We start from the raw sequence: 23,468 nt of genomic DNA, 5'->3' as shown, positions 1-23,468 counted from the left end.
TTCTCTCCTCAGGCCGCGCCTAATTACTCGAACCAATGGGCTCGGGCGGCCATGATCAACTTGCCGGCACGATCATCGTCAATGCCGTCGATGTCGAGCAGGTCGTCAATAGACTGCTCGGCCAGGTCTTCGCGGGTAATTACGCCGCGCACCGCCAGTTCCATCGCCAAATCCTTGTCCATACCCTCAAGCGAGAGCAGGTCTTCGGCCGGATGGGCGTCTGCCAGCTTTTCCTCAGTAGCGATGGCTTTAGTCAACAAACGATCCTTGGCCCGAGCGCGAAGCTCGTTGACGGTGTCTTCGTCAAAGCCGTCGATGTTGAGCATTTCTTCCAACGGTACGTAGGCAATCTCTTCCAGGCTGGTGAAGCCTTCATCTACCAGCACCTGCGCCAGGTCTTCGTCGACTTCCAGCTCGTCGATGAAGTTGCGCAGGATGTCACCGGTTTCTGCTTGCTGCTTAGCCTGGATGTCCGATTCGGTCATCACGTTCAGGGTCCAGCCGGTCAACTGGCTGGCCAAACGTACGTTCTGACCACCGCGACCGATGGCCTGAGCCAGATTGTCTGCGCCAACGGCGATGTCCATTGCATGGGCATCCTCGTCAACGATAATTGCCGCCACTTCAGCAGGCGACATTGCGTTGATCACGAACTGCGCCGGGTTATCGTCCCACAGGACGATGTCCACACGCTCACCGCCCAATTCGCCCGACACTGCCTGGACGCGCGAACCGCGCATACCAATGCAAGCACCTTGCGGGTCGATGCGTTTGTCCTTGGAGCGGACCGCGATCTTGGCGCGCGAACCCGGGTCGCGGGACGCAGCCATGACTTCGATCAGGCCTTCGGCAATTTCCGGCACTTCGATGCGGAACAATTCAATCAACATTTCCGGCGCGGTACGCGACAGGATCAACTGAGGGCCGCGGTTCTCGGTGCGGATTTCCTTGAGCAGCGCACGCAAACGCACGCCAACCCGGAAAGTTTCGCGGGAAATGATGTCCTCGCGAGCCAGCAACGCTTCAGCGTTGTTGCCCAGGTCGACGATCACGTTATCGCGGGTGACTTTTTTCACGGTGCCGGAGATGATTTCCCCCAGGCGCTCGCGATAGGCGTCAACGACTTGAGCGCGCTCGGCTTCGCGGACCTTCTGCACAATGACTTGCTTGGCAGTCTGTGCAGCGATGCGGCCGAACTCGATGGATTCGATCTTTTCTTCGACGACATCACCGACCTGGGCGCCCGGGTGCGTTTCAGCAACCTTGCTCGGCCAGGTTTCGATGGCCGGATCATCAAGATCGGCTTCTTCGACGACCGTCCAGCGACGGAAAGTCTCGTAGGCACCGGTGTGGCGGTTGATTTCCACACGCAGATCAACTTCGTCTTCAAAACGCTTTTTGGTAGCAGTGGCCAGGGCCAGCTCCAGCGCTTCAAAAATCACGTTTGCCGGTACGCCCTTTTCATTGGATACCGACTCAACAACCAGCAGTACTTCTTTGCTCATCGTACGCCTCGCCTTTCGCAAGCCATTGGATCCGCGGGATCCGCGTCTCAGTCAAAACTGGGAATAATGTTGGCCTTGTCGATCATATCGATCGGCAACAGGAACTCATGGTCTTCTACCTGCACCACGACGTCCTGCTCTTCTACACCGCGCAGAAGGCCCTGAAAGTTGCGTCGCCCTTCAAAGGGAGAACGCAGCTTGATCTTCACTTGTTCACCGGCAAATTTTGCAAACTGATCAATAGTGAACAGTGGGCGTTCCATGCCAGGCGAGGAAACTTCGAGGGTGTATTCAACGGAGATCGGATCTTCAACATCCAGGACACCGCTGATCTGACGGCTGACAATGGCACAATCGTCCACCAGCACGCCGCCCTCTTTATCGATATAAACGCGCAACATTGAGTGGCGACCTTGAGCCGAAAACTCAATACCCCAGCATTCATAGCCTAGGGCCACGACCACCGGGGCCAACAAGGCCTGCAACTCTTCTAGCTTGCTCGACACCTGAACCCCCTCGTGCATGTATGTGCATGCTGTGCAAAATAAAAAAATGGGCGAAACGCCCATCCTTGAAACGCCGTCGAACAGCGGCGTTGAAAGTGTCCAGCTAACAAAAAGCCCCTTAAAAGGGGCTCCGCTAAAACTGGTTGCGGGGGCCGGATTTGAACCGACGACCTTCGGGTTATGAGCCCGACGAGCTACCAGACTGCTCCACCCCGCGACAAAGCTGGGGCGGAAGTATACGACCGATCCCTTACAGGGTCAATGTAACCTTCCACCTACAAGAAAGCCCGCAACAGCGGGCTCTCCTGATAATTGGTACCGAGAAGGGGACTCGAACCCCTACACCCTATGGGCACAACCACCTCAAGGTTGCGTGTCTACCAATTCCACCACCTCGGCAATACAGCGTTTACAACCTTCTTACTTCTGCTCTTGAGCTGGAGGTACGTCAGTCGCTGGAGTAGCCGACTTTTGCTCTTGAAGCACCGGGACATCATCAGAAGCCGGTTTTGCTTTTGGAACTTCCAACACTGCTGGATTTGGGAGACCTACTTGAGTCAGCACATGAGCTTTCTCTTTAGCAAAGTAACCTAACCCCAAGCTGGTTATGAAGAAACCGGCGGCAAGTATAGCAGTAAACTTACTAAGAAAGGTAGAGGAACCTTGGCTTCCGAACACAGTATTTGAAGCACCTGCCCCGAAAGACGCACCAGCGTCCGCACCTTTACCCTGCTGCAGCAAAACCAGAGCAACTACGCCCAGTGCACCCAGCAGATGAAAAACAACGATGACTGTTTCCAGCATTTTTTCAGTTTCCCGCGGCGCGACAAATCGCACCGAACTCATCTGCATTCAGGGAAGCTCCACCAATGAGCCCCCCATCGATATCCGGCATGCCGAACAGTTCGACCGCATTGGCCGCCTTCACGCTGCCGCCGTATAGAAGCCGCACACCTCGTGCGACTTCAGAATTCTCTGCCGCCAACTGCGCGCGGATGGCTGCGTGCACATCCTGCGCCTGTTGCGGCGAAGCAGTCAGCCCGGTACCAATGGCCCAGACCGGCTCGTAAGCAATTACTGCATTTGCAAAGGCACCGACTCCCAGCTCCTCGATGATGCTGCCCAGCTGACGCCCGACAACCTCAAGAGTTTTACCGGACTCACGCTGCTCAAGGGTCTCCCCTATGCACAACACCGGAATCAAGCCGCAAGCCTGTGCCGCCGCGAATTTGCGATTGAGTGTCCCATCGCGCTCACCCATGATCTGGCGACGCTCGGAGTGCCCAACAAGCACCAGGGAACAACCCGCATCAACCAACTGACTCGGTGCAATCTCACCGGTCAATGCACCTTGCATGGATTCCACCGCAGAGTTCTGCGCGCCGACCTGAATCGACTTGCCTTTCAAGCCATCAATCACTTGATTGATATACAAGCAAGGTGGGAATACCGCGACATCAACACCGCCAGGCAAGGCCAAATGACGAAGGCCGTTGATCAGCTCAGCGACACTGGCGCGGGTACCGTGCATCTTCCAGTTACCAGCTACCATAGTGCGACGCATGCTGTACCTCGTCGGTCAAAGTGGGCGCAGATGTTACCCAACCACATCATCACTGGCAAGCCGAATTCAGGCGCAAACTTCAGTTACCAGTTTTGCCAGCTCTTCGGCATAGCCGCGAACCTGTGTTTCGTCCTCGCCTTCGACCATTACGCGCACCAAAGGCTCGGTGCCCGACTTGCGCAGCAAGACCCGGCCACGGCCCGCCATGGCCACAGTGACGCGCTCGCTGGCCTCTTTGACGGCCGGATGCTCGATAGGGTTATCACCGCCCGCAAAGCGCACGTTCAGCAGTACCTGCGGGCACTTGCGCAGCGCTTGGCGTGCCTGGGCGAGGCTTTCTTCGCGACGACGCAGCGCCAACAGCACCTGCAGCGCCGCAATGATCGCATCGCCGGTAGTTGTGTGCTGGAAGCAGACGACATGCCCGGAATTTTCGCCACCCACTTGCCAATTGCGCTCCAGCAGCTCAGCGATCACGTAGCGGTCACCGACATTGGCGCGCACAAACGGAATGCCCAGATCTGCCAGGGCCAGTTCCAGGCCGAGATTACTCATCAGGGTGCCGACAACACCGCCTTGCAGCTTGTTACGTTCGTGCAAATCACGGGCGATGATGAACAACAGGTCGTCGCCATCAACAATTGCACCGGTGTGATCGACCATCAATACCCGATCGCCATCGCCATCAAACGCGATGCCCAGGTCAGCATGTTCGGCCAGGACCGCTGCCTGCAACTGGCCCATATGGGTGGAGCCGCAGTTGTCGTTGATATTCAAGCCATTGGGCTGGGCCGACAGCACGGTCACCTGCGCGCCCAACTCTTTGAACACGCTTGGCGCAACCTTGTAGGTCGCGCCGTGCGCACAGTCGATGACGACTTTCAGCCCCGCAAAATTGGTACTGCTCGGCACGCTGCTTTTGCAGAACTCGATGTAACGGCCGGAAGCGTCGTTAATCCGCGACACCTTGCCCAGCTTGCTCGATTCGACGACGGTCATCGGCGCATCCAGCAACTCTTCGATCATGTGCTCGATCTCGTCCGGCAGCTTGGTGCCCTGGCCCGAGAAGAACTTGATGCCGTTGTCATCGTGAGGATTGTGCGAAGCGCTGATCACGATACCGGCTTCAGCGTGAAAGGTACGCGTCAGATAAGCGATCGCCGGCGTAGGCATCGGCCCCAGCAGCATCACATCAGCACCGGCGGCGGACAACCCAGCCTCCAGCGCGGACTCAAACATGTAACCCGAGATACGGGTGTCCTTGCCCACCAGGATGCGACACGCACCCATGCTGCGGAACGCCATACCGGCGGCCCAACCCAACTTGAGCATGAAATCTGGGGTAATCGGGAATTCGCCGACCCGACCGCGGATGCCATCGGTGCCAAAATATTTTTTAGTCATAAGTGCTCCATCATTCTTATTCGGCTGATTCAACCGCTGCGATCATTCGCACGACATCGACCGTCTCGGCCACGTCATGCACGCGCAAGATACGCGCGCCTTTGACTACGGCAAGTGCCGCGAGTGCCAGGCCGCCATGCAGCCGCTCACCCACCGGACGATTCAACGCCAGACCTATCATGCTCTTGCGCGAAACCCCAACCAAAAGGGGCCGACCAAGGGCATGCAGGGATTCCATATGCTTGAACAGGCTCAAATTGTGCTGCAGGGTCTTGGCAAAACCAAATCCCGGATCAAGGATGATCCGCTCGGGGGCAATCCCCACAGCAGCGCATTGAGCCATGCGTTCGGCTAGAAAGCCTTTCACTTCACCGACCAGATTGTCGTAATGCGGATCGTCCTGCATCGTGCCCGGCTCACCAAGCATGTGCATCAGGCAAACGGGCAGACCCGTGGCGGCGGCCGCATCAAGGGCGCCGTCGCGCTGCAGAGAGCGCACATCGTTGATCAACCCCGCGCCAAGTCGCGCAGTTTCGCGCATGACGGCAGGAGTCGAGGTGTCGACAGAGATGATGACGTCCAACTCTCGATGGATGCGCTCGACAATCGGCGCAACCCGTTCCAACTCCTCCAGAGGAGAAACCGCGCGCGCACCAGGACGAGTCGATTCACCACCGACGTCTATCAGGGTCGCCCCGGCAGCCACCATCGCTTCCGCATGACGCAACGCAGCATCCAGCTGACTGAAGCGGCCACCGTCGGAAAAGGAATCAGGGGTTACATTAAGAATGCCCATAACGTGTGTATGGGCCAAATCAAGAACCCGGCTGCCGCAAGGCAACCGGGTCAAGGACAACGCAGAAGTCATTTCAAACCTTAATGGTCAGCAGCCGGGCCGCCGATCGGGGTTTCAGGGCGTTCGTTCTGTACCACCGGCGGCGTGCCCGAAGTACCCGACCCCCCTTCCCAATCACGAGGCTCGCGAGGCGTACGACCAGCCATGATGTCGTCGATCTGCTCGGCATCAATGGTCTCGTACTTCATCAGGGCATCAGCCATGGCGTCGAGCTTGTCACGGTTGTCGGTAAGGATCTGCTTGGCCGTGCCGTAGCATTGATCAATGATGCTGCGCACTTCCGAGTCGATCAACTTGGCCGTCTCACCGGAGAAGCTGGCAGCTTGACCGCCACCACCGCGCCCCAGGAACACTTCGCCTTCTTCCTCGGCGTACATCAAAGGACCGAGTTTTTCCGACAGACCCCATTTGGTCACCATGTTCCGCGCAATCTGGCTGGCGCGCATGATGTCGTTGGAGGCACCGGTAGTGACGCCGTCGAAGCCCAGGGTCATCTCCTCAGCGATCCGGCCGCCATACAGCGAGCAGATCTGGCTGATCAGCGCACGTTTGGAGAGGCTGTAACGGTCCTCTTCCGGCAGGAACATGGTGACGCCCAGCGCCCGACCACGTGGAATGATCGACACTTTGTAGACCGGGTCATGCTCAGGCACAACGCGACCAACAATGGCGTGACCCGCTTCGTGATAAGCGGTGTTCTGCTTCTCTTTCTCGGACATGACCATGGATTTGCGCTCGGCGCCCATCATGATCTTGTCTTTCGCCAGCTCAAACTCTTTCATTTCAACGATGCGCTTGCCGGTACGGGCAGCGAACAGCGAAGCTTCGTTCACCAGGTTGGCAAGGTCGGCACCGGAAAAGCCTGGAGTACCGCGGGCAATCACGGCCGGAGCCACGTCGTCACCCATTGGCACTTTGCGCATGTGCACTTTCAGAATCTGTTCGCGACCACGAATGTCCGGCAGACCCACCACAACCTGACGGTCAAAACGGCCCGGACGCAGCAGCGCAGGGTCAAGCACGTCAGGACGGTTGGTCGCAGCGATCACGATGATGCCGTCATTCATTTCAAAGCCGTCCATCTCAACCAGCAACTGGTTGAGAGTCTGCTCACGCTCATCATGACCGCCGCCCATGCCAGCGCCACGATGGCGACCAACGGCGTCGATTTCATCGATGAAGATGATGCATGGCGCGTGCTTCTTGGCCTGCTCGAACATATCGCGAACACGGCTGGCACCCACACCGACGAACATTTCGACGAAGTCGGAACCGGAAATGGTGAAAAACGGCACTTTGGCTTCGCCCGCAATGGCCTTCGCCAACAGGGTTTTACCGGTACCTGGCGGGCCAACCATCAGCACGCCGCGAGGAATACGACCACCCAGGCGCTGGAACTTGCCCGGATCGCGCAGGAATTCAACCAGCTCGCCTACTTCTTCCTTGGCTTCGTCGCAACCGGCGACGTCAGCCAGGGTGGTTTTCACCTGATCTTCGGAAAGCAGGCGTGCCTTGCTCTTGCCGAAGCTCATCGGCCCGCCCTTGCCTCCCGCACCACCTTGCATCTGGCGCATGAAGAACATGAACACGGCGATAATCACCAATATCGGGAAGCTGGCCACCAGCAACTGGGTCCAGATGCTCTGCTGCTCAGGCTGCTTGCCTTCAACAACCACGTGGTTATCCACCAGGTCGCCGATCAGGCCATTGTCCTGGATTGCCGGACGGATGGTCTTGAAGCTGTCACCATCGTTGCGCTTGCCGGTAATCACGTAGCCATCAACTGCTACGCGCTCGACCTTGCCATCCTTAACTTGCTGGATGAAGTCGGAATAGTTGAGGGTCTGCGGCTCGTTAGGGCTGGAGAAGTTGTTCATCACCGTCACGAGGACAGCCGCGATGATCAACCACAGGATCAGATTCTTTGCCATATCGTTCAATTAACTACCCTCTGAAGCAAGCTCCGCTACTGGCGCGTGCTTCGCATGATATTCACCGGCCTAACTTACTACATTACCTACAACTCTGGCAGGCGCCGTCTGTAACCCTTTGTGAAACTTTGACTACACAATATTCGTAAAGCTTCGTGACGAAAGCGATATAAAAAAACCTATCGCCTCCGTCAAATTTCTCAAAAACGCTCTTCACTGGCAGCGCCTTCAATGCCACGGAAACCGCGACCCAGCAAATACTGCTCGCGAGACCTGTCCCGGGAAGAGTCAGGCTTGCGTGTCTGTACCTTGTCGAACAGCTTGCGGATGTTCTTGTGATACTCGTCGAAGCCTTCACCCTGGAAGACCTTGACCAGAAAGTCACCACCCGGACGCAGTACCCGTCCCGCCAGATCCAATGCCAATTCACAGAGGAACATGGCCCGCGGCATATCAACAGCGGGTAATCCACTCATATTGGGGGCCATATCGGAAATCACAAGGTCTACCTGCGAATTTCCGACCGCCTCCAGGATCTGTGCCAACACTTCATCCTGGGTAAAATCGCCGTGAACAAAGGTCACATCCGGGATGCTGTCCATTTCCAGGATGTCGGAAGCGATCAAACGACCTTGCCCACCAATCAGACGACTGGTCACCTGGGACCAGCCACCCGGGGCGGCACCAAGGTCGATAACGCTCATGCCAGGACGGATCAACTTGTCCTTTTCCTGGATCTCCAGCAGCTTGTAGCTGGCCCGGGAACGGTAGCCATCCTTTTGCGCCATTTTGACGTAAGGGTCGTTGAAATGCTCTTGCAGCCACTTAAGGCTAGTTTTGGAACGGGCCACGGGCCACCTCGAAAATAAAACGGGTCGTGATTAACTGGGCGGTCCCGGACTCGCTCGGGTAAACTGGCCGCCGCTTTTTACAAGATCAGACGCAGGGGTCAGATTATGCCGCTCACTCAAGAGCAGAAGAAACAGTACAAATCCATTGGCCACCATCTGAAACCAGTTTTGATTGTGGCAGACAATGGTTTGACTGAAGGTGTGTTAGCCGAACTTGAACGCGCATTGGGCGATCATGAGCTGATTAAGATCAAGGTCAGCATCCTTGATCGCGAGGCGCGCCTGGCAGCCATTGCAGAACTGTGCAAGGTTGGCAAAGCGGACCTGGTTCAGGTCATCGGCAAGATGGCGCTGCTGTATCGCAAGAACTTCAGCGTCAACAAGCAATTGTCGAACGTACACCGCTTCAAGTGAAACAAGGGTCACGGGCGTGCTTCGCGCGCCCTGCCACTCCATCCTGGCGCCGGCTGTACAACCAGCACCAACCCGGAAAACCCTAGCACAAGATAGCTGAACAACTGCCAGCGCAACGCTTCCGGCAGAAAGATGCGCACCACGCAAAACATCGCGCACGCATACAGCGCCATCAACAGCAGTTGCCCGCGAATATCCCGCCACAAACTCCCCAAGCCTTCGGCCTTGATCAGCACCAGCGCTTGAAGCGTCACGCACGCCGCTGCAAAACCCACCAGCAACGCACTTAATAATCCGCCGACCTCATCGATCAGCAACGGTGCCAGGCCAATCAGGCCCAGCGCCGGCAGTACACCAATATGTAACAGCCATAGGCCGCCAACCCAAAGCATCTGGGCAAACTGCCAAAGCATGGCGCCCGCATGAAGCGGGCGCCGTCTTTCAGATGTGACGAACTTCGACAATCTCGTACTCGATCACGCCACCAGGCGTCTTGACGGCCACCACATCGCCCTCTTCCTTGGCAATCAAGGCGCGGGCCAGCGGCGAACCGACAGAGATCTTGCCGAGTTTGAAGTCGGCCTCGTCCTCACCCACGATGTGGTAAACCACGCTTTCGTCAGTCTCGACGTTGGCGATTTCCACGGTGGTGCCGAAAATCACCTTGCCAGTCTTCGGGATGGTGGTGACGTCGATAACCACCGAGTTCTGCAGGCGGCCTTCGATGTCACGGATCCGCGCCTCGACCATACCTTGCTGCTCGCGAGCAGCATGGTATTCGGCGTTTTCCTTCAGGTCACCCAATTCCCGGGCCGTACCGATGTCCTGGCTCAGCTTCGGACGGACGACCTTGGTCAGGTGGGCGTGCTCTTCTTCCAGGGCTTTTGCGCCCTGGACGGTCATTGGGTATTTGATCATGCCTTCAATCCTGCGTGTAGATCCTGCAAGCGGCGCACGGTTTTTTCAGGACCGAACTTGAGCGCTTCGCAGATAGCTTCGCCAGCAGCAATGGTGGTGGTGCAGTAGATCTTGTGCTGCAAGGCGTTACGACGAATGGAGTAGGAGTCCGCGATCGACTGGCGACCTTCGGTGGTGTTGATGATCAGGGTGACTTCGTCATTCTTGATCATGTCGACCACGTGCGGACGGCCTTCCGTCACCTTGTTCACGCGACGTACTTTCAGGCCGGCAGCCTCGATCAGCTTGGCGGTCCCGGCAGTAGCCACGACTTCGAAGCCCAAGTTGATCAGATCACGGGCCACGCCTGCAACCAGTGGCTTGTCATCATCACGCACGCTGATGAACGCAGTACCGCCGGTCGGCAGCACTTCGCTGGCGCCCATCTGGGCCTTGGCGAACGCTTCACCGAAGGTATCGCCCACGCCCATCACTTCACCAGTGGACTTCATCTCTGGGCCCAGGATCGGGTCCACGCCAGGGAATTTGGCGAATGGGAACACCGCCTCTTTCACACTGTAGAAGTTCGGAATGATTTCCTTGGTGAAGCCGATTTCCTTCAGGGTCTTACCGGCCATCACACGAGCGGCAATCATCGCCAGGGAAACACCGATGCACTTGGAAACAAATGGCACGGTACGCGAAGCGCGCGGGTTGACTTCGATGACGTAGATGTCTTCGCCTTGCAGCGCCAACTGTACGTTCATCAGGCCGACCACACCCAGTTCCAGGGCCATTTTCTTGACCTGTTCGCGCATCTCGTCCTGGATGTGCGCCGGCAGCGAGTAAGGCGGCAGCGAGCAAGCGGAGTCACCGGAGTGAACGCCAGCCTGTTCGATGTGCTGCATGATCGCGCCGATCACGACGTCGGTGCCGTCGCAGACCGCATCCACGTCCATCTCGATGGCGCAGTTGAGGAAGTGGTCCAGCAGCACCGGGCTGTCGTTGGACACTTTCACCGCGTCACGCAGGTAGCGCTTGAGCTCTTCTTCTTCGTAGACGATTTCCATCGCCCGGCCGCCCAATACGTAGGACGGACGCACCACCAGCGGGTAACCAATCTTGCTGGCTGCGCGGATCGCTTCGTCTTCGCTGCGCACGGTGGCGTTTGGCGGCTGACGCAGGTTCAGGCGCTCAACCATCTGCTGGAAGCGCTCACGGTCTTCGGCACGGTCGATAGCGTCAGGGCTGGTACCGATGATCGGCACGCCAGCAGCTTCGAGTGCGCGAGCCAGTTTCAACGGGGTTTGGCCGCCGTACTGGACGATCACGCCTTTTGGCTTCTCGACGCGACAGATTTCCAGTACGTCTTCCAGCGTTACCGGCTCGAAGTACAGACGGTCGGACGTGTCGTAGTCGGTGGAAACAGTTTCCGGGTTGCAGTTGACCATGATGGTCTCGTACCCGTCTTCGCGCAGGGCGAGAGCGGCGTGTACGCAGCAATAATCGAACTCGATGCCTTGGCCGATACGGTTTGGACCGCCACCCAGGATCATGATTTTGTCGCGGCCCGACGGCGCGGCTTCGCACTCTTCCTCGTAGGTGGAGTACATATACGCGGTGTCGGTGGCGAACTCGGCCGCGCAGGTATCAACGCGCTTGTAGACCGGGAAGATATCCAGCTTGTGGCGATGCGTGCGCAGGTTCTTCTCGGTCACACCCAGCAGCTTGGCCAGGCGCATGTCGGAGAAGCCTTTGCGCTTGAGGCGGAACATCAGGTCGCGATCGATAGAGGACAGACCCAGGGTCTTGACCTTCTCTTCTTCCTTGATCAGATCTTCGATCTGCACCAGGAACCACGGGTCGATCATGTTCATGCCGAAGATGTCTTCGACGGTCATGCCGGCGCGGAAAGCATCGGCCACGTACCAGATACGCTCGGCACCCGGCACGGTCAGCTCGCGCTTGAGCACGCTCATGCTTTCCGGGTTGCTCAGGTCGAGCTTCTCGTCCAGGCCGCAAACACCTACTTCCAGGCCACGCAGGGCTTTCTGCAAGGACTCCTGGAAGGTCCGGCCGATGGCCATGACTTCACCGACCGACTTCATCTGCGTGGTCAGGCGGGCGTCGGCTTTCGGGAATTTCTCGAAAGCAAAGCGTGGCAGCTTGGTGACGACGTAGTCGATCGACGGCTCGAAGGATGCAGGTGTTGCGCCGCCAGTGATTTCGTTCTGCAGCTCGTCCAGTGTGTAACCGATCGCCAGCTTGGCAGCGATGCGCGCAATCGGGAAGCCGGTAGCTTTCGATGCCAGCGCCGAAGAACGCGATACACGCGGGTTCATCTCGATCACAACCATGCGGCCAGTGTCCGGGCAGATGCCGAACTGGACGTTGGAGCCACCGGTTTCCACGCCGATCTCACGCAGCACCGCCAAAGAGGCGTTACGCATGATCTGGTATTCCTTGTCCGTCAGGGTCTGTGCAGGCGCAACGGTGATCGAGTCACCGGTGTGCACGCCCATCGGGTCAAAGTTTTCGATGGAGCAAACGATGATGCAGTTGTCCTTCTTATCGCGGACAACCTCCATCTCATATTCTTTCCAGCCGATCAGGGATTCGTCGATCAGCAGCTCTTTGGTCGGAGACAGGTCCAGGCCGCGGGCGCAGATTTCTTCGAACTCTTCACGGTTGTAAGCGATACCGCCGCCGGTGCCGCCCATGGTGAAGGACGGACGGATGATGCACGGGAAGCCCAGACGTTCCAGGACCGCATTGGCCTCTTCCATGCTGTGGGCGATACCCGAGCGCGGGCAGTCAAGGCCGATGGATTTCATCGCCTTGTCGAAACGCGAGCGGTCTTCAGCCTTGTCGATGGTGTCGGCATTGGCGCCGATCATTTCTACGCCGAACTTCTCCAGGACGCCTTCGCGCTCCAGGTCCAGTGCGCAGTTCAGGGCGGTCTGGCCACCCATGGTTGGCAGCAGCGCGTCCGGACGCTCTTTCTCGATGATCTTGGCAACGGTCTGCCACTTGATCGGCTCGATGTAGGTGGCGTCGGCCATGTCCGGGTCGGTCATGATCGTGGCCGGGTTGGAGTTAACCAGGATGACGCGGTAACCCTCTTCGCGCAGGGCTTTACAGGCCTGGGCGCCGGAGTAGTCGAATTCGCAGGCCTGGCCGATCACGATCGGGCCAGCGCCGAGAATCAGGATGCTTTTTATGTCTGTACGTTTTGGCATGGGTTTGTCACTCAAATCCGCAGGTCAGTCGGCAAGCCGTCTTGAACAATCTTTGAAGAGCCTGAGGGGGCCGCCGGTTTCCCGGGCCACCCTCAGGCCGCTCAGTTAGCGTCGCTTGGCCATCTCATTGATGAAACGGTCGAACAGCGGCGCTACGTCGTTCGGGCCCGGGCTTGCTTCAGGGTGGCCCTGGAAGCTGAACGCGCTCTTGTCGGTGCGCTCGATGCCTTGCAGGGAACCGTCGAACAGCGACTTGTGAATCGCCCGGACGTTGCCCGGCAGAGTCGCTTCATCCACCGCAAAACCGTGGTTCTGGCTGGTGATCATTACGACGCCAGTGTCCAGATCCTGCACAGGGTGGTTGGCACCGTGGTGGCCGTGACCCATTTTCAGGGTCTTGGCGCCGGAGGCCAGGGCCAGCAGTTGGTGGCCGAGGCAGATGCCGAATACCGGGATCTCGGTTTCCAGCACTTCCTTGATCGCCTTGATGGCGTAGTCGCAAGGCTCAGGGTCACCCGGGCCGTTGGACAGGAACACGCCATCCGGCTGCAGGGCCAGCACATCGCTGGCCGGGGCTTGTGCAGGCACCACGGTCACGCGGCAACCGCGCTCGACCAGCATGCGCAGGATGTTGTGCTTGATACCGTAGTCGTATGCCACGACGTGGTAAGGCAACTCGAAAGCTTCGATAGTCGCGTGGCTGTCGGTCTTCAAGTCCCAGACAGTGGAGCGCCACTCGTACTGTTCCTTGGTGCTGACGACTTTCGCCAGGTCCATGCCTTTCAGGCCAGGGAAACCTTGGGCCGCTGCAATCGCCGCTTCTTCGGAGATGTTGTCACCGGCCATGATGCAGCCGTTCTGCGAACCTTTTTCACGCAGGATGCGTGTCAGGCGACGCGTATCGATACCGGCGATCGCCACAACGTTGTTGGCTTTCAGGTAATCGGACAGGGACATCGTGTTACGCCAGTTGCTCGCAACCAGTGGCAGGTCACGAATTACCAGACCCGCCGACCAGACACGATCAGACTCGGCGTCTTCCGGTGTAGTACCGGTGTTACCGATGTGCGGATAGGTCAGGGTAACGATCTGTTGGGCGTAGGAAGGATCGGTAAGGATTTCCTGATAGCCGGTCATGGCGGTGTTGAACACCACCTCTCCAACGGTCTGACCGTCGGCTCCAATGGCTTCGCCGCGAAAAATGCTGCCATCAGCAAGGGCGAGTATGGCTGGCTTAGTCAAGAAGACCTCCCGTAAATAAAGCCTGAAAGGGCGATCGCAGGTTGTAAAAAAGCGGAGTGACGTATGGACACGTCACCCCGCTTCTTCACCGAATTATTCTGCGCGCTTTTAGTGGACACACTAAAGCTGTAGCTTACAGAAAAAGGCTTTTTTGGTCCACCGCTAATGAGCCTTAAAGGCAGGGGAATGCGACAGGACGTCGCCTAGCGGGTAAAAACGGGGCCCTAGAATAGTCCTGAGGCCCCGTTTTAGCTACTTCTTAATGCAGATCCAGCACGTCACGCATGTCGTACAGGGCCGGCGTACGACCCTCCAGCCAAAGGGCCGCACGTACGGCACCCTTGGCGAATGTCATGCGGCTCGACGCCTTGTGAGTAATCTCGAGACGCTCGCCCTCGGTTGCGAACAGCACCGTGTGGTCGCCCACCACGTCACCGCCGCGAACAGTGGCAAAGCCGATGGTGTCGTGAGCACGAGCGCCAGTGTGGCCTTCACGACCATACACCGCGACCTTCGACAGATCCCGCCCAAGGGCATCGGCAATCGCCTCGCCCATGCGCAACGCCGTACCCGACGGCGCATCGATCTTGTGCCGGTGATGAGTCTCGATGATCTCGATGTCAGCCTCATCACCCATCACCCGCGCCGCCATGTCGAGCAGCTTCAGCGACAGGTTGACGCCGACACTGAAGTTGGCCGCGAACACGATAGGAATGTCCTTGCCCGCCTCCACCAGCAGTTGCTTCTGCTCGGCATTCAGACCGGTCGTACCGATCACCATGGCCTTGCCCGCCTTGCGGCAGAACGCCAGGTTCTTCAGCATCACTTCCGGCAGGGTAAAGTCGATCAGCACGTCGAACTCGTCGGCGACCTGCTCCAGGTTGCCGCACAACGAAACACCGATCCGCCCCAGGGACGCCAACTCACCCGCATCTGCACCAATCAAGGTGCTGCCGGGACGAACAATCGCCGCTGTCAGCCCGGACGCCGGCGAGCGCGCCTGTACGGCCTCGACCAGGGTCTTGCCCATGCGCCCGGCAGCGCCCATCACCGCGATACGTCGCATACTCAATTCCTTACAGGTCGCCGAAGAAGCGCTTCACGCCTTCGAACCAGCCAGTGGTTTTGGGCGAATGAGTGTCGTCGCCCGCCAGGGAACTGCGGAACTCTTCCAACAGTTCGCGCTGACGACGCCCCAGGTTCACCGGCGTCTCTACCGCCACACGGCACATCAAGTCGCCAGCACCGCCACCGCGCACCGGCGCAACGCCTTTGCCACGGATACGGAACTGCTTGCCGGTCTGCGTGCCCTCAGGAATCTTCAGCTTGACCCGGCCGTCGAGCGTCGGGATTTCAAGCTCGCCACCCAAGGCTGCATCAACAAAGCTGATCGGCACTTCACAGAACAGATGCTTGCCGTCGCGCTGGAAGATCGAGTGCTCACGCACATTGATCACCACGTACAGGTCCCCCGTCGGTCCGCCCTGAGTGCCCGCCTCGCCTTCGCCCGACAGACGAATGCGGTCACCGGTATCAACACCCGCCGGTACTTTCACCGAGAGGGTCTTGTACTCTTCGACACGCCCTTCGCCATGGCACGAGTCGCACGGGTCGGAAATGATCTTGCCCTGGCCATGGCAACGCGGGCAGGTTTGCTGCACCGAGAAGAAGCCTTGCTGCATGCGTACCTGGCCGATACCGCCGCACGTCGGGCAGGTGATCGGCGAGGAGCCTTTCTTGGCGCCCGAACCGTCGCACGGCTTGCAGTTGACCAGCGTCGGAACCCGGATATTAACGCTGGTGCCGCGCACCGCTTCTTCCAGGTTCAGCTCCAGGGTATAGCGCAGGTCGCTGCCACGCTGGGCACCGCCACGCTGACCACCGCGGCCGCCGCCAAAGAAGTCGCTGAACACGTCGCCGAAAATATCGGAGAAGTTCTGGCCACCAAAACCGGCACCGCCGCCACCCATGCTCGGGTCGACGCCGGCATGGCCGTACTGATCGTAAGCGGCTCGCTTGTTTGGATCACACAGGCATTCGTAGGCCTCGTTGGCCTCTTTGAACAGGTCTTCGGATTCTTTGTTATCCGGATTACGGTCCGGGTGGTGCTTCATTGCCAGGCGACGGTAAGCCTTTTTCAGGTCCGCCTCGCTGGAGCCGCGCTCCACACCCAACACTTCGTAATAGTCACGCTTTGCCATAAGTCTTTGCACTCTTAAGGACGTCCGGCAAAACCCTCCTGAGCCTTGCCAAACTCGTTGAGCCCCAATACAGGCCCGGACCCAACTCACGTCAATTCAACGATCCTGGTCGTTACTGCTTTCAGCCGGCAACCGGCCAAAAACGCGGTGAATGTCGTCCGGAAAGCAGGAGCATTCCCGATCACACCGCCAGCATCCGAGCGTTGTCGCATGCTGTAAAAATTCGCGTACCCCAGACACGCCAACGCGGGAGCAAGCTCCCGCGCGGCGACATCCTACCAGTCACCGCTTATGAGCGGTCAACCGGGCGACCAAGTTACTTCTGGTCTTTAACTTCTTCGAACTCGGCATCGACAACATCGTCGTGCTTGGCTTCAGGTTCTGCCTGGTGTGCAGCACCGTCAGCCGGCTGGCCTTGCTCGGCGTACATTTTCTGAGCAACTGGCGCAGAGACTTTCGACAGCTCTTCAACCTTGGCTTCGATAGCGGCCTTGTCGTCACCTTTAACGGCGGCTTCCAGCGCAACTACTGCGGCTTCGATTGCAGTTTTCTCTTCGGCAGTCACTTTGTCGCCAGCGTCAGCGATCATTTTGCGAGTCGAGTGAACCAGCGCGTCGCCTTGGTTGCGGGCTGCGGCCAGCTCTTCGAACTTGCGGTCTTCGTCGGCGTTGGCTTCAGCATCACGGATCATCTGCTGGATTTCTTCCTCGGACAGACCCGAGTTAGCCTTGATCACGATCGACTGAGTCTTGCCAGTGGCCTTGTCTTTGGCGCCTACGTGCAGAATGCCGTTGGCGTCGATGTCGAAGGTCACTTCAATTTGTGGCACGCCACGTGGTGCTGGTGGAATCTCGGCCAGGTCGAACTTGCCCAGGGACTTGTTCTGACCCGCTTGCTTACGCTCACCTTGCAGCACGTGAATGGTCACTGCGCCCTGGTTGTCGTCGGCAGTCGAGAACACTTGCGATTTCTTGGTAGGAATCGTGGTGTTTTTCTCGATCAGCGCGGTCATCACGCCGCCCATGGTTTCGATACCCAGGGTCAGCGGGCTTACGTCCAGCAGCAGAACGTCTTTCACGTCGCCGGCCAATACCGCGCCCTGGATGGCAGCACCCATGGCAACAGCTTCGTCCGGGTTCACGTCTTTACGCGCTTCTTTACCGAAGAACTCGGTAACCAGCTTCTGAACCAGCGGCATACGGGTCTGACCGCCTACCAGGATCACGTCGTTGATCGCGCCAACGTCGATACCCGAGTCTTTCAGCGCAATGCGGCAAGGCTCGATGGTGCGTTGAACCAGGTCTTCTACCAGCGCTTCCAGCTTGGCGCGGGAGATTTTCACGTTCAAGTGCTTAGGACCGGTAGCGTCTGCAGTGATGTACGGCAGGTTCACGTCGGTCGAATTGCTCGAAGACAGTTCGATCTTGGCTTTCTCGGCGGCTTCTTTCAGGCGCTGCATGGCCAGCGGGTCACCTTTGAGGTTCATGCCGCTTTCTTTCTTGAATTCGTCAACGAGGTAGTCGATCAGACGAATGTCAAAGTCTTCACCGCCCAGGAACGTGTCACCGTTGGTGGCCAACACTTCAAACTGGTGCTCGCCATCGACTTCAGCGATTTCGATCACGGAAACGTCGAAGGTACCGCCACCCAGGTCGTAAACGATCACGGTGTGGTCGCCCTTGGCCTTGTCCATACCGTAGGCCAGAGCGGCTGCGGTTGGTTCGTTGATGATACGTTTTACGTCCAGGCCAGCAATACGGCCGGCGTCTTTGGTCGCCTGGCGCTGGCTGTCGTTGAAGTAGGCCGGAACGGTGATCACCGCTTCAGTCACTGCTTCACCGAGGTAGTCTTCGGCGGTTTTCTTCATCTTTTTCAAGATTTCAGCCGAGATTTGTGGCGGCGACATTTTTTGGCCGTTCACTTCAACCCAGGCGTCACCGTTGTCAGCCTTGGCGATTTTGTACGGGACCATCTTGATGTCTTTCTGTACGACTTCTTCGTCGAACTTACGACCGATCAGACGCTTCACCGCGTACAGGGTGTTATGCGGATTGGTCACAGCTTGACGCTTGGCGGACTGGCCCACCAGGATTTCGCCGTCGTTGGCATAGGCCACGATGGACGGGGTGGTACGTGCGCCTTCGGCGTTTTCAATAACTTTGGATACGCCGTTTTCCAGCACGGAGACGCAGGAGTTGGTAGTCCCCAGGTCGATACCGATAATTTTGCCCATGATTTACTCTCCCGAAACTTAGATTTTGTTGCCGCAGCAGTGGTGGCTAACTGCGGCAGTACTTAAACGCTTGACTTATAGATGGGGCCGTTACGACTTATTTCAAGCCTGCTCATCAATCGAAGGTGCAACCGGTGCAGGAGCCTTGCTCACCACAACCATTGCGGGGCGCAGAAGGCGACCGTTGAGCTGGTAACCCTTCTGGAACACCTTCAATACGCTGTTCGGCTCAAGATCAGCGTTTTCCTGCATCGCCATCGCCTGGTGATGCTCGGCATTGAACGGCTCACCGCCTTGCGGATCGATGGCTTCCAGCTGATAACGTTTCAGGGTGTCCTGGAACATTTTCAGGGTCAGTTCGATCCCTTCGCGCATTGGGCGGATGTTTTCGTCGTCCGGGTTGGACAGCTCAAGGCCACGCTCCAGGCTGTCGATGATCGGCAACAGATCACCGGCAAATTTTTCCAGGGCGAACTTGTGAGCTTTTTCTACATCCTGCTCGGCGCGGCGGCGGACGTTCTGCAGATCGGCGGCAACACGCAACGATTGATCCTGTGCGCCGGCCAATTGCTCTTCGAGCACTTGCACACGAGCGGCAAGGTCTTCACCTGCTGCCTGATTGGCGTCTGGATTTTGCGTATCCTGCGTCTGTTCGTCAGCCATAGATTTCTCCTTTCAAAATCATGCGCGAACTCGACTCGCGCTTCTGTTCCGGTATATGGGGCCACAATTTTCAGGTTCAAGGGTTGAGGCGTTACCAAAAGTCTTTCACTTGTCCTGGATCAATTCCCGCCGGTCATTCCTCGTCGCACTTAAAAAGACATTCATTCAAGCAAATCGGACTAAGCATCAGGATTGTCACCCTCAAACAAAACACTGTATAAATAACCAGACCTAAAGCCTGGGAGCGGCCGTCATGCTGGTGCACCTGTCCGTACATAACTACGCCATCGTTGAACATCTGGATCTTGAACTGGATCGCGGGATGAGCGTAATCACAGGCGAAACCGGCGCCGGCAAGTCGATCATGCTCGACGCCCTGGGGCTGACCCTCGGCGACCGCGCCGACAGCGGCGTGGTTCGCCCCGGCGCCGACAAGGCCGACATCCTCGCCACCTTTGACCTGGCTGACATCCCGGAAGCCGAAGCCTGGCTTGCCGAGCGCGACCTTAATAATGACGGGCCGTGCATCCTGCGCCGGGTGATCACTGCCGAAGGGCGCTCCCGCGGCTATATAAACGGTACGCCCTGCCCGCTCGGTGATTTGAAAGCCCTGGGCGAGCTGCTGATCGACATCCACAGCCAGCATGAACACCAATCCCTGCTGAAAACCGACACCCATCGCCGGCTGCTCGACGAATACGCCGGTGCCACCGACCTGGCGCGCCAGGTGCAATTGGCCGCCCAGCGTTGGCGCCAAACGCGCCAGGAACTGGAGCGCCTCTCCAATTCCGGCGACGAGCAGCGCGCCCGCCACCAGTTGCTCAGCTATCAACTGGAAGAACTCGAAAGCCTGGGGCTCGGCGAGACCGAACTGGAGCAACTGGAACAGGAACACAAGAACCTGACCAACGCCGAGACCCTGCTGGGTATCTGCCGGCAAGTGGTGGAACAGTGCAGCGAAAGTGATTCCGGGAATGTGCTCAACGCGCTGACTGCTAGCCTGAACCGACTGTCCAGCGTGAATAACGCCTCAGGTTCGCTGAATGAAGCCACTACGCTGCTGACCAGCGCGCAAATCCAGGTTGAAGAAGCCGTGGGCGAGCTGAACCGTTTTCTTGATCACTTCGATGCCGACCCGGCTCGCCTGCAAGATATAGAAGAGCGCCTGGACACCATCTACACCCTGGCGCGCAAACACCGGATCCAGCCGACCGAAGTCGCGACCCTGCAGCAAAAGCTGCTGGATGAGATCGAAACCCTGAATGCCAACGATGAATCCATCGAGCGACTGGGTGAAGAGTTGGCCTCCTTTGCTCGCCATTATCATGAGAAGGCCCGGGAGCTGAGCGACCTGCGCCATCAGGCAGCAACCGGCCTGGCCAGCGCAGTGGAACAGGAAATCCAGCGGCTGGGCATGCCCGGCGGGCGCTTCACCATCGAGCTGCACACCAACACCAGCAACGAGCTTCTGCCCAACGGCCTTGAACAGGTAGAACTGCTGGTCAGTGCGAACCCGGGCCAACCCCTCAAGGCATTGGCTAAAGTAGCGTCCGGTGGCGAGCTGTCACGGATCAGCCTCGCGATCCAGGTGATCACCGCGCAGACCTCCCGTGTGCCAACGCTGGTATTCGATGAAGTGGACGTCGGGATCGGCGGCCCGACTGCCGAGATCGTTGGCCAGCTGTTGCGCCGGCTGGGCGATCGCGGCCAGGTGCTGACCGTCACCCATTTGCCACAAGTGGCCGCCCAAGGGCATCAACACTTGTTCGTGCACAAGGTGCGGGGCAGTGATGCGACCCATACTGCGGTGTCCAAGCTGAACAAGACCGAACGGGTAGAAGAAGTGGCGCGAATGCTGGGAGGCATCGACCTGACCAAGGAGTCCCTGGCTCACGCGAAGAAAATGGTGGTGACTGCGAAGGTCTGAAACGCTCGGCTTACTGACCCTTTTCTTTCTATAGAAAGCACGAAGGCGACCCTAGGGTCGCCTTCGATCGTTTCGCAGAGCGAATCTGCGTAGCTTTCTTACTTTTTCTTACGTATGTACAGAACCAAATTGTGATCCACCAATTCGACTCCGTGCTCTTCGGCGATCGCCTTCTGGAGCTTCTCGATTTCCGGGCTGACGAACTCGACCACTTCGCCAGTTTCCACATCGACCATGTGGTCGTGGTGGCCGCTGTCGGCCAGTTCGAAGACTGCATGACCGCCGTCGAAATTATGACGAACCACCAGTCCTGCTGCTTCAAACTGGGTCAGTACACGGTAAACCGTGGCCAGGCCGACGTCCTCGTTAGACTCCATCAGTGCCTTGTATACATCCTCGGCACTCATGTGGCGCTGCTCAGCAGAATCGAGCATTTGTAGAATCTTGACTCGTGGCAGAGTCACTTTAAGACCGGCTTTGCGTAGTTCGCTATTTTCAACCATGGTTAGCTTTCTCGCGGATGCTGCTTCGCAGCTTCTCTTAATACGGGTATGATCGGCGTTTACGTTGTCCCAGCCAAGATAGTGGAAGTCGCCCACCGATGCAAAACACCAAGCTCTTGCTAACCAGTTTCACCTTTGTGGGACTGCTCGCACTCGCCGGTTGTTCATTCCCCGGGGTTTACAAAATCGACATCCAGCAGGGCAATGTCGTCACGCAGGACATGATAGACCAGTTACGCCCGGGAATGACCCGACGGCAAGTACGGTTTATCATGGGCAATCCCCTGCTGACCGACACATTCCATGCCGATCGCTGGGATTATCTCTATAGCATCCAACCTGGTGGCGGTGAACGTCAGCAGGAGCGGGTCAGCGTCATCTTCAATGGCAATGACCAGCTCGTCAGCCTGTCGGGGGACTTCAAACCGGGCGTAAGCCGCGATGAAGCCTTGCTGGGCAAGGACAGCGGCACCACCACGCCTGCGCCCGCGCAGAACGAGGAGAAGCCCCAGTCCGAAGTACCGGCCAAGCCTGGCTCGTTGCTCGATCAGATCCAGAAAGGCGTCGACGGCGTACAAACCGTTCCGGTGCCGACTCCAGAACCTCTGGACGCGAGCCCGCAATAAGTTTGTAACCCTCGATAAAAAGCCCGGCATGCCGGGCTTTTTGTTGCCTGCCATTTCGCAAGCTAAGAACTCTGCTGTTTTGCCTTGGCAGCCTTGGCCGCACGCAAGCGCCTTATCTCCATCGGATCGGCCAGCAATGGCCGATAGATCTCGATTCGGTCTCCGGCGCGCACAGCACGAACATCCGCATCCGCCACCACTTTGCCGAAGATCCCCAAGGGACAACTCTGCAGATCCAGCTCCGGAAACTGCGCAGCCATTCCCGAGCCCAACACTGCCGCCCGCAGGCTCGAGCCCGGCGCTACTGCCAGACTCATCAGCACCTGACGATCCACCGCGGCGTACACCACCTCAACCTCAACCAATGGCTCAGCCATGCATTTGCTTGGCGCGTTGGCAGAACGCGTCCACCAGGGTATTAGCCGCTTGATTGAACAGCGGGCCCAAGGTGGCACGCACGATAGGGCCAGCATAATCGAACGACAGGTCCAGGCTGATCTTGCACGCCTTCTCGTTCAACGCCTTGAACACCCACACACCGTGCAACTGAGTGAACGGGCCTTCTTCGAGGTTCATCTCGATGGACTGTCCGGGCACCAGCGTGTTGCGCGTGACAAAGTGCTGGCTCAAGCCGCCCTTCGCGACTCCCACGCTGGCGACCATGTGCTCATCACTGCTCTCCAACACCTCGGCAGTTGAACACCAAGGCAGGAACTCCGGGTAACGCGCCACGTCGTTGACCAGGTCATAGAGCGCCTGTGCCGGGTAAGGCAGCAGGGCCGAACGTTGAATATGCGTCGTCATGTGAGCGTTATTTCCACAGCTGAGCGGCAAACATCGCGAAAGGGCAACAGGATTCGCGAAAGAAAAAAATCAAAAATCAGCCTGCATTGTCCGGGATTCACT

General features: G+C 58.0%; 22 protein-coding genes and 2 tRNA genes. 3 read left to right on the top strand and 21 right to left on the bottom strand.

Features of this window, described 5'->3' with window-relative positions:
- Window positions 1-23 precede the first annotated feature (23 nt).
- The 10 genes from nusA to rlmE all read right to left on the bottom strand — a co-directional run bounded on the left by nusA (window position 24) and on the right by rlmE (window position 8,617).
- Window positions 24-1,505: a transcription termination factor NusA gene (gene nusA, locus HKK54_RS14195; RefSeq protein WP_003212187.1), complete on the bottom strand. Its 1,482-nt coding sequence runs from the start codon at window positions 1,503-1,505 to the stop codon at window positions 24-26.
- A gap of 47 nt (window positions 1,506-1,552) precedes the next feature.
- Window positions 1,553-2,011 carry a ribosome maturation factor RimP gene (rimP, locus tag HKK54_RS14190; RefSeq protein ID WP_003235029.1) on the bottom strand — a complete coding sequence of 153 codons (459 nt, stop codon included), beginning with the start codon at window positions 2,009-2,011 and terminating at the stop codon, window positions 1,553-1,555.
- A gap of 140 nt (window positions 2,012-2,151) precedes the next feature.
- Window positions 2,152-2,228 (bottom strand) — tRNA-Met (locus tag HKK54_RS14185).
- Between the two features lie 96 nt (window positions 2,229-2,324).
- Window positions 2,325-2,410: transfer RNA gene (locus tag HKK54_RS14180), tRNA-Leu, on the bottom strand.
- Window positions 2,411-2,431: 21 nt separating this feature from the next.
- Window positions 2,432-2,815: a preprotein translocase subunit SecG gene (gene secG / locus HKK54_RS14175; protein WP_026078118.1), complete on the bottom strand. Its 384-nt coding sequence runs from the start codon at window positions 2,813-2,815 to the stop codon at window positions 2,432-2,434.
- A 4-nt stretch (window positions 2,816-2,819) separates the two neighbouring features.
- Window positions 2,820-3,575 (bottom strand): triose-phosphate isomerase, encoded by a 756-nt coding sequence (gene tpiA, locus HKK54_RS14170; RefSeq protein ID WP_010174326.1) that lies wholly within the window; start codon window positions 3,573-3,575, stop codon window positions 2,820-2,822.
- A gap of 66 nt (window positions 3,576-3,641) precedes the next feature.
- Window positions 3,642-4,979 carry a phosphoglucosamine mutase gene (gene glmM / locus HKK54_RS14165; protein ID WP_010174324.1) on the bottom strand — a complete coding sequence of 446 codons (1,338 nt, stop codon included), beginning with the start codon at window positions 4,977-4,979 and terminating at the stop codon, window positions 3,642-3,644.
- A gap of 16 nt (window positions 4,980-4,995) precedes the next feature.
- Complete coding sequence (gene folP, locus HKK54_RS14160) at window positions 4,996-5,847, bottom strand: dihydropteroate synthase (RefSeq protein WP_169387057.1); 852 nt, start codon at window positions 5,845-5,847, stop codon at window positions 4,996-4,998.
- A gap of 8 nt (window positions 5,848-5,855) precedes the next feature.
- Complete coding sequence (gene ftsH, locus HKK54_RS14155) at window positions 5,856-7,766, bottom strand: ATP-dependent zinc metalloprotease FtsH (RefSeq protein WP_010174320.1); 1,911 nt, start codon at window positions 7,764-7,766, stop codon at window positions 5,856-5,858.
- 200 nt (window positions 7,767-7,966) lie between these two features.
- Window positions 7,967-8,617, bottom strand: coding sequence for a 23S rRNA (uridine(2552)-2'-O)-methyltransferase RlmE (rlmE, locus tag HKK54_RS14150; protein ID WP_003212203.1), 651 nt, complete (start codon window positions 8,615-8,617; stop codon window positions 7,967-7,969).
- 105 nt (window positions 8,618-8,722) lie between these two features.
- Here rlmE and HKK54_RS14145 point away from each other — a divergent pair, with 105 nt between their 5' ends.
- A complete protein-coding gene (locus HKK54_RS14145; protein ID WP_010174318.1) occupies window positions 8,723-9,031 on the top strand; it encodes a YhbY family RNA-binding protein in 309 nt (102 codons plus the stop codon).
- Window positions 9,032-9,039: 8 nt separating this feature from the next.
- On the opposite strand, the gene HKK54_RS14140 is transcribed toward HKK54_RS14145, so the two are convergent.
- The 8 genes from HKK54_RS14140 to grpE all read right to left on the bottom strand — a co-directional run bounded on the left by HKK54_RS14140 (window position 9,040) and on the right by grpE (window position 19,506).
- Window positions 9,040-9,444: a hypothetical protein gene (locus HKK54_RS14140; protein WP_010174315.1), complete on the bottom strand. Its 405-nt coding sequence runs from the start codon at window positions 9,442-9,444 to the stop codon at window positions 9,040-9,042.
- 28 nt (window positions 9,445-9,472) lie between these two features.
- Window positions 9,473-9,949 carry a transcription elongation factor GreA gene (gene greA / locus HKK54_RS14135; RefSeq protein ID WP_010174313.1) on the bottom strand — a complete coding sequence of 159 codons (477 nt, stop codon included), beginning with the start codon at window positions 9,947-9,949 and terminating at the stop codon, window positions 9,473-9,475.
- Window positions 9,946-13,167 carry a carbamoyl-phosphate synthase large subunit gene (gene carB, locus HKK54_RS14130; RefSeq protein WP_010174311.1) on the bottom strand — a complete coding sequence of 1,074 codons (3,222 nt, stop codon included), beginning with the start codon at window positions 13,165-13,167 and terminating at the stop codon, window positions 9,946-9,948. The genes greA and carB overlap by 4 nt, the downstream gene beginning before the upstream one ends.
- A 105-nt stretch (window positions 13,168-13,272) precedes the next feature.
- Window positions 13,273-14,409 (bottom strand): glutamine-hydrolyzing carbamoyl-phosphate synthase small subunit, encoded by a 1,137-nt coding sequence (carA, locus tag HKK54_RS14125; protein ID WP_169387056.1) that lies wholly within the window; start codon window positions 14,407-14,409, stop codon window positions 13,273-13,275.
- A 259-nt stretch (window positions 14,410-14,668) separates the two neighbouring features.
- A complete protein-coding gene (gene dapB / locus HKK54_RS14120; protein WP_010174307.1) occupies window positions 14,669-15,475 on the bottom strand; it encodes a 4-hydroxy-tetrahydrodipicolinate reductase in 807 nt (268 codons plus the stop codon).
- 10 nt (window positions 15,476-15,485) lie between these two features.
- Complete coding sequence (gene dnaJ, locus HKK54_RS14115; protein WP_010174305.1) at window positions 15,486-16,610, bottom strand: molecular chaperone DnaJ; 1,125 nt, start codon at window positions 16,608-16,610, stop codon at window positions 15,486-15,488.
- A 316-nt stretch (window positions 16,611-16,926) separates the two neighbouring features.
- Window positions 16,927-18,843: a molecular chaperone DnaK gene (gene dnaK, locus HKK54_RS14110; protein WP_003212222.1), complete on the bottom strand. Its 1,917-nt coding sequence runs from the start codon at window positions 18,841-18,843 to the stop codon at window positions 16,927-16,929.
- 102 nt (window positions 18,844-18,945) lie between these two features.
- Window positions 18,946-19,506, bottom strand: a complete 561-nt coding sequence (gene grpE, locus HKK54_RS14105; protein ID WP_003212224.1) for a nucleotide exchange factor GrpE — start codon at window positions 19,504-19,506, stop codon at window positions 18,946-18,948.
- 253 nt (window positions 19,507-19,759) lie between these two features.
- Here grpE and recN point away from each other — a divergent pair, with 253 nt between their 5' ends.
- Window positions 19,760-21,433 carry a DNA repair protein RecN gene (gene recN, locus HKK54_RS14100; RefSeq protein WP_169387055.1) on the top strand — a complete coding sequence of 558 codons (1,674 nt, stop codon included), beginning with the start codon at window positions 19,760-19,762 and terminating at the stop codon, window positions 21,431-21,433.
- A gap of 98 nt (window positions 21,434-21,531) precedes the next feature.
- On the opposite strand, the gene fur is transcribed toward recN, so the two are convergent.
- Window positions 21,532-21,936 (bottom strand): ferric iron uptake transcriptional regulator, encoded by a 405-nt coding sequence (gene fur, locus HKK54_RS14095; protein WP_010174299.1) that lies wholly within the window; start codon window positions 21,934-21,936, stop codon window positions 21,532-21,534.
- 98 nt (window positions 21,937-22,034) lie between these two features.
- Between fur and HKK54_RS14090 the strand changes: the two genes are divergently transcribed.
- Window positions 22,035-22,562: an outer membrane protein assembly factor BamE gene (locus HKK54_RS14090; RefSeq protein WP_010174297.1), complete on the top strand. Its 528-nt coding sequence runs from the start codon at window positions 22,035-22,037 to the stop codon at window positions 22,560-22,562.
- 62 nt (window positions 22,563-22,624) lie between these two features.
- On the opposite strand, the gene HKK54_RS14085 is transcribed toward HKK54_RS14090, so the two are convergent.
- Window positions 22,625-22,939 (bottom strand): RnfH family protein, encoded by a 315-nt coding sequence (locus HKK54_RS14085; protein WP_169387054.1) that lies wholly within the window; start codon window positions 22,937-22,939, stop codon window positions 22,625-22,627.
- Window positions 22,932-23,366: a type II toxin-antitoxin system RatA family toxin gene (locus tag HKK54_RS14080; RefSeq protein ID WP_003212236.1), complete on the bottom strand. Its 435-nt coding sequence runs from the start codon at window positions 23,364-23,366 to the stop codon at window positions 22,932-22,934. The genes HKK54_RS14085 and HKK54_RS14080 overlap by 8 nt, the downstream gene beginning before the upstream one ends.
- Window positions 23,367-23,468: the final 102 nt, after the last annotated feature.

The sequence above is a fragment of the Pseudomonas sp. ADAK13 genome (genome assembly GCF_012935715.1).
In the GTDB taxonomy this organism is placed as follows: domain Bacteria; phylum Pseudomonadota; class Gammaproteobacteria; order Pseudomonadales; family Pseudomonadaceae; genus Aquipseudomonas.
This window is presented reverse-complemented; position numbering and strand designations above follow the sequence as displayed.

Bases quoted from the DNA above. Each gene is read 5' to 3' on its own strand.
- dnaK (WP_003212222.1), bottom strand. From the start codon at position 18,843: ATGGGCAAAATTATCGGTATCGACCTGGGGACTACCAACTCCTGCGTC.
- recN (WP_169387055.1), top strand. From the start codon at position 19,760: ATGCTGGTGCACCTGTCCGTACATAACTACGCCATCGTTGAACATCTG.
- HKK54_RS14085 (WP_169387054.1), bottom strand. From the start codon at position 22,939: ATGGCTGAGCCATTGGTTGAGGTTGAGGTGGTGTACGCCGCGGTGGAT.
- dapB (WP_010174307.1), bottom strand. From the start codon at position 15,475: ATGCGACGTATCGCGGTGATGGGCGCTGCCGGGCGCATGGGCAAGACC.
- HKK54_RS14090 (WP_010174297.1), top strand. From the start codon at position 22,035: ATGCAAAACACCAAGCTCTTGCTAACCAGTTTCACCTTTGTGGGACTG.
- ftsH (WP_010174320.1), bottom strand. From the start codon at position 7,766: ATGGCAAAGAATCTGATCCTGTGGTTGATCATCGCGGCTGTCCTCGTG.
- HKK54_RS14080 (WP_003212236.1), bottom strand. From the start codon at position 23,366: ATGACGACGCATATTCAACGTTCGGCCCTGCTGCCTTACCCGGCACAG.
- grpE (WP_003212224.1), bottom strand. From the start codon at position 19,506: ATGGCTGACGAACAGACGCAGGATACGCAAAATCCAGACGCCAATCAG.
- folP (WP_169387057.1), bottom strand. From the start codon at position 5,847: ATGACTTCTGCGTTGTCCTTGACCCGGTTGCCTTGCGGCAGCCGGGTT.
- greA (WP_010174313.1), bottom strand. From the start codon at position 9,949: ATGATCAAATACCCAATGACCGTCCAGGGCGCAAAAGCCCTGGAAGAA.
- dnaJ (WP_010174305.1), bottom strand. From the start codon at position 16,610: ATGGCAAAGCGTGACTATTACGAAGTGTTGGGTGTGGAGCGCGGCTCC.
- HKK54_RS14140 (WP_010174315.1), bottom strand. From the start codon at position 9,444: ATGCTTTGGCAGTTTGCCCAGATGCTTTGGGTTGGCGGCCTATGGCTG.
- tpiA (WP_010174326.1), bottom strand. From the start codon at position 3,575: ATGCGTCGCACTATGGTAGCTGGTAACTGGAAGATGCACGGTACCCGC.
- fur (WP_010174299.1), bottom strand. From the start codon at position 21,936: ATGGTTGAAAATAGCGAACTACGCAAAGCCGGTCTTAAAGTGACTCTG.
- secG (WP_026078118.1), bottom strand. From the start codon at position 2,815: ATGCTGGAAACAGTCATCGTTGTTTTTCATCTGCTGGGTGCACTGGGC.
- HKK54_RS14145 (WP_010174318.1), top strand. From the start codon at position 8,723: ATGCCGCTCACTCAAGAGCAGAAGAAACAGTACAAATCCATTGGCCAC.
- glmM (WP_010174324.1), bottom strand. From the start codon at position 4,979: ATGACTAAAAAATATTTTGGCACCGATGGCATCCGCGGTCGGGTCGGC.
- nusA (WP_003212187.1), bottom strand. From the start codon at position 1,505: ATGAGCAAAGAAGTACTGCTGGTTGTTGAGTCGGTATCCAATGAAAAG.
- carB (WP_010174311.1), bottom strand. From the start codon at position 13,167: ATGCCAAAACGTACAGACATAAAAAGCATCCTGATTCTCGGCGCTGGC.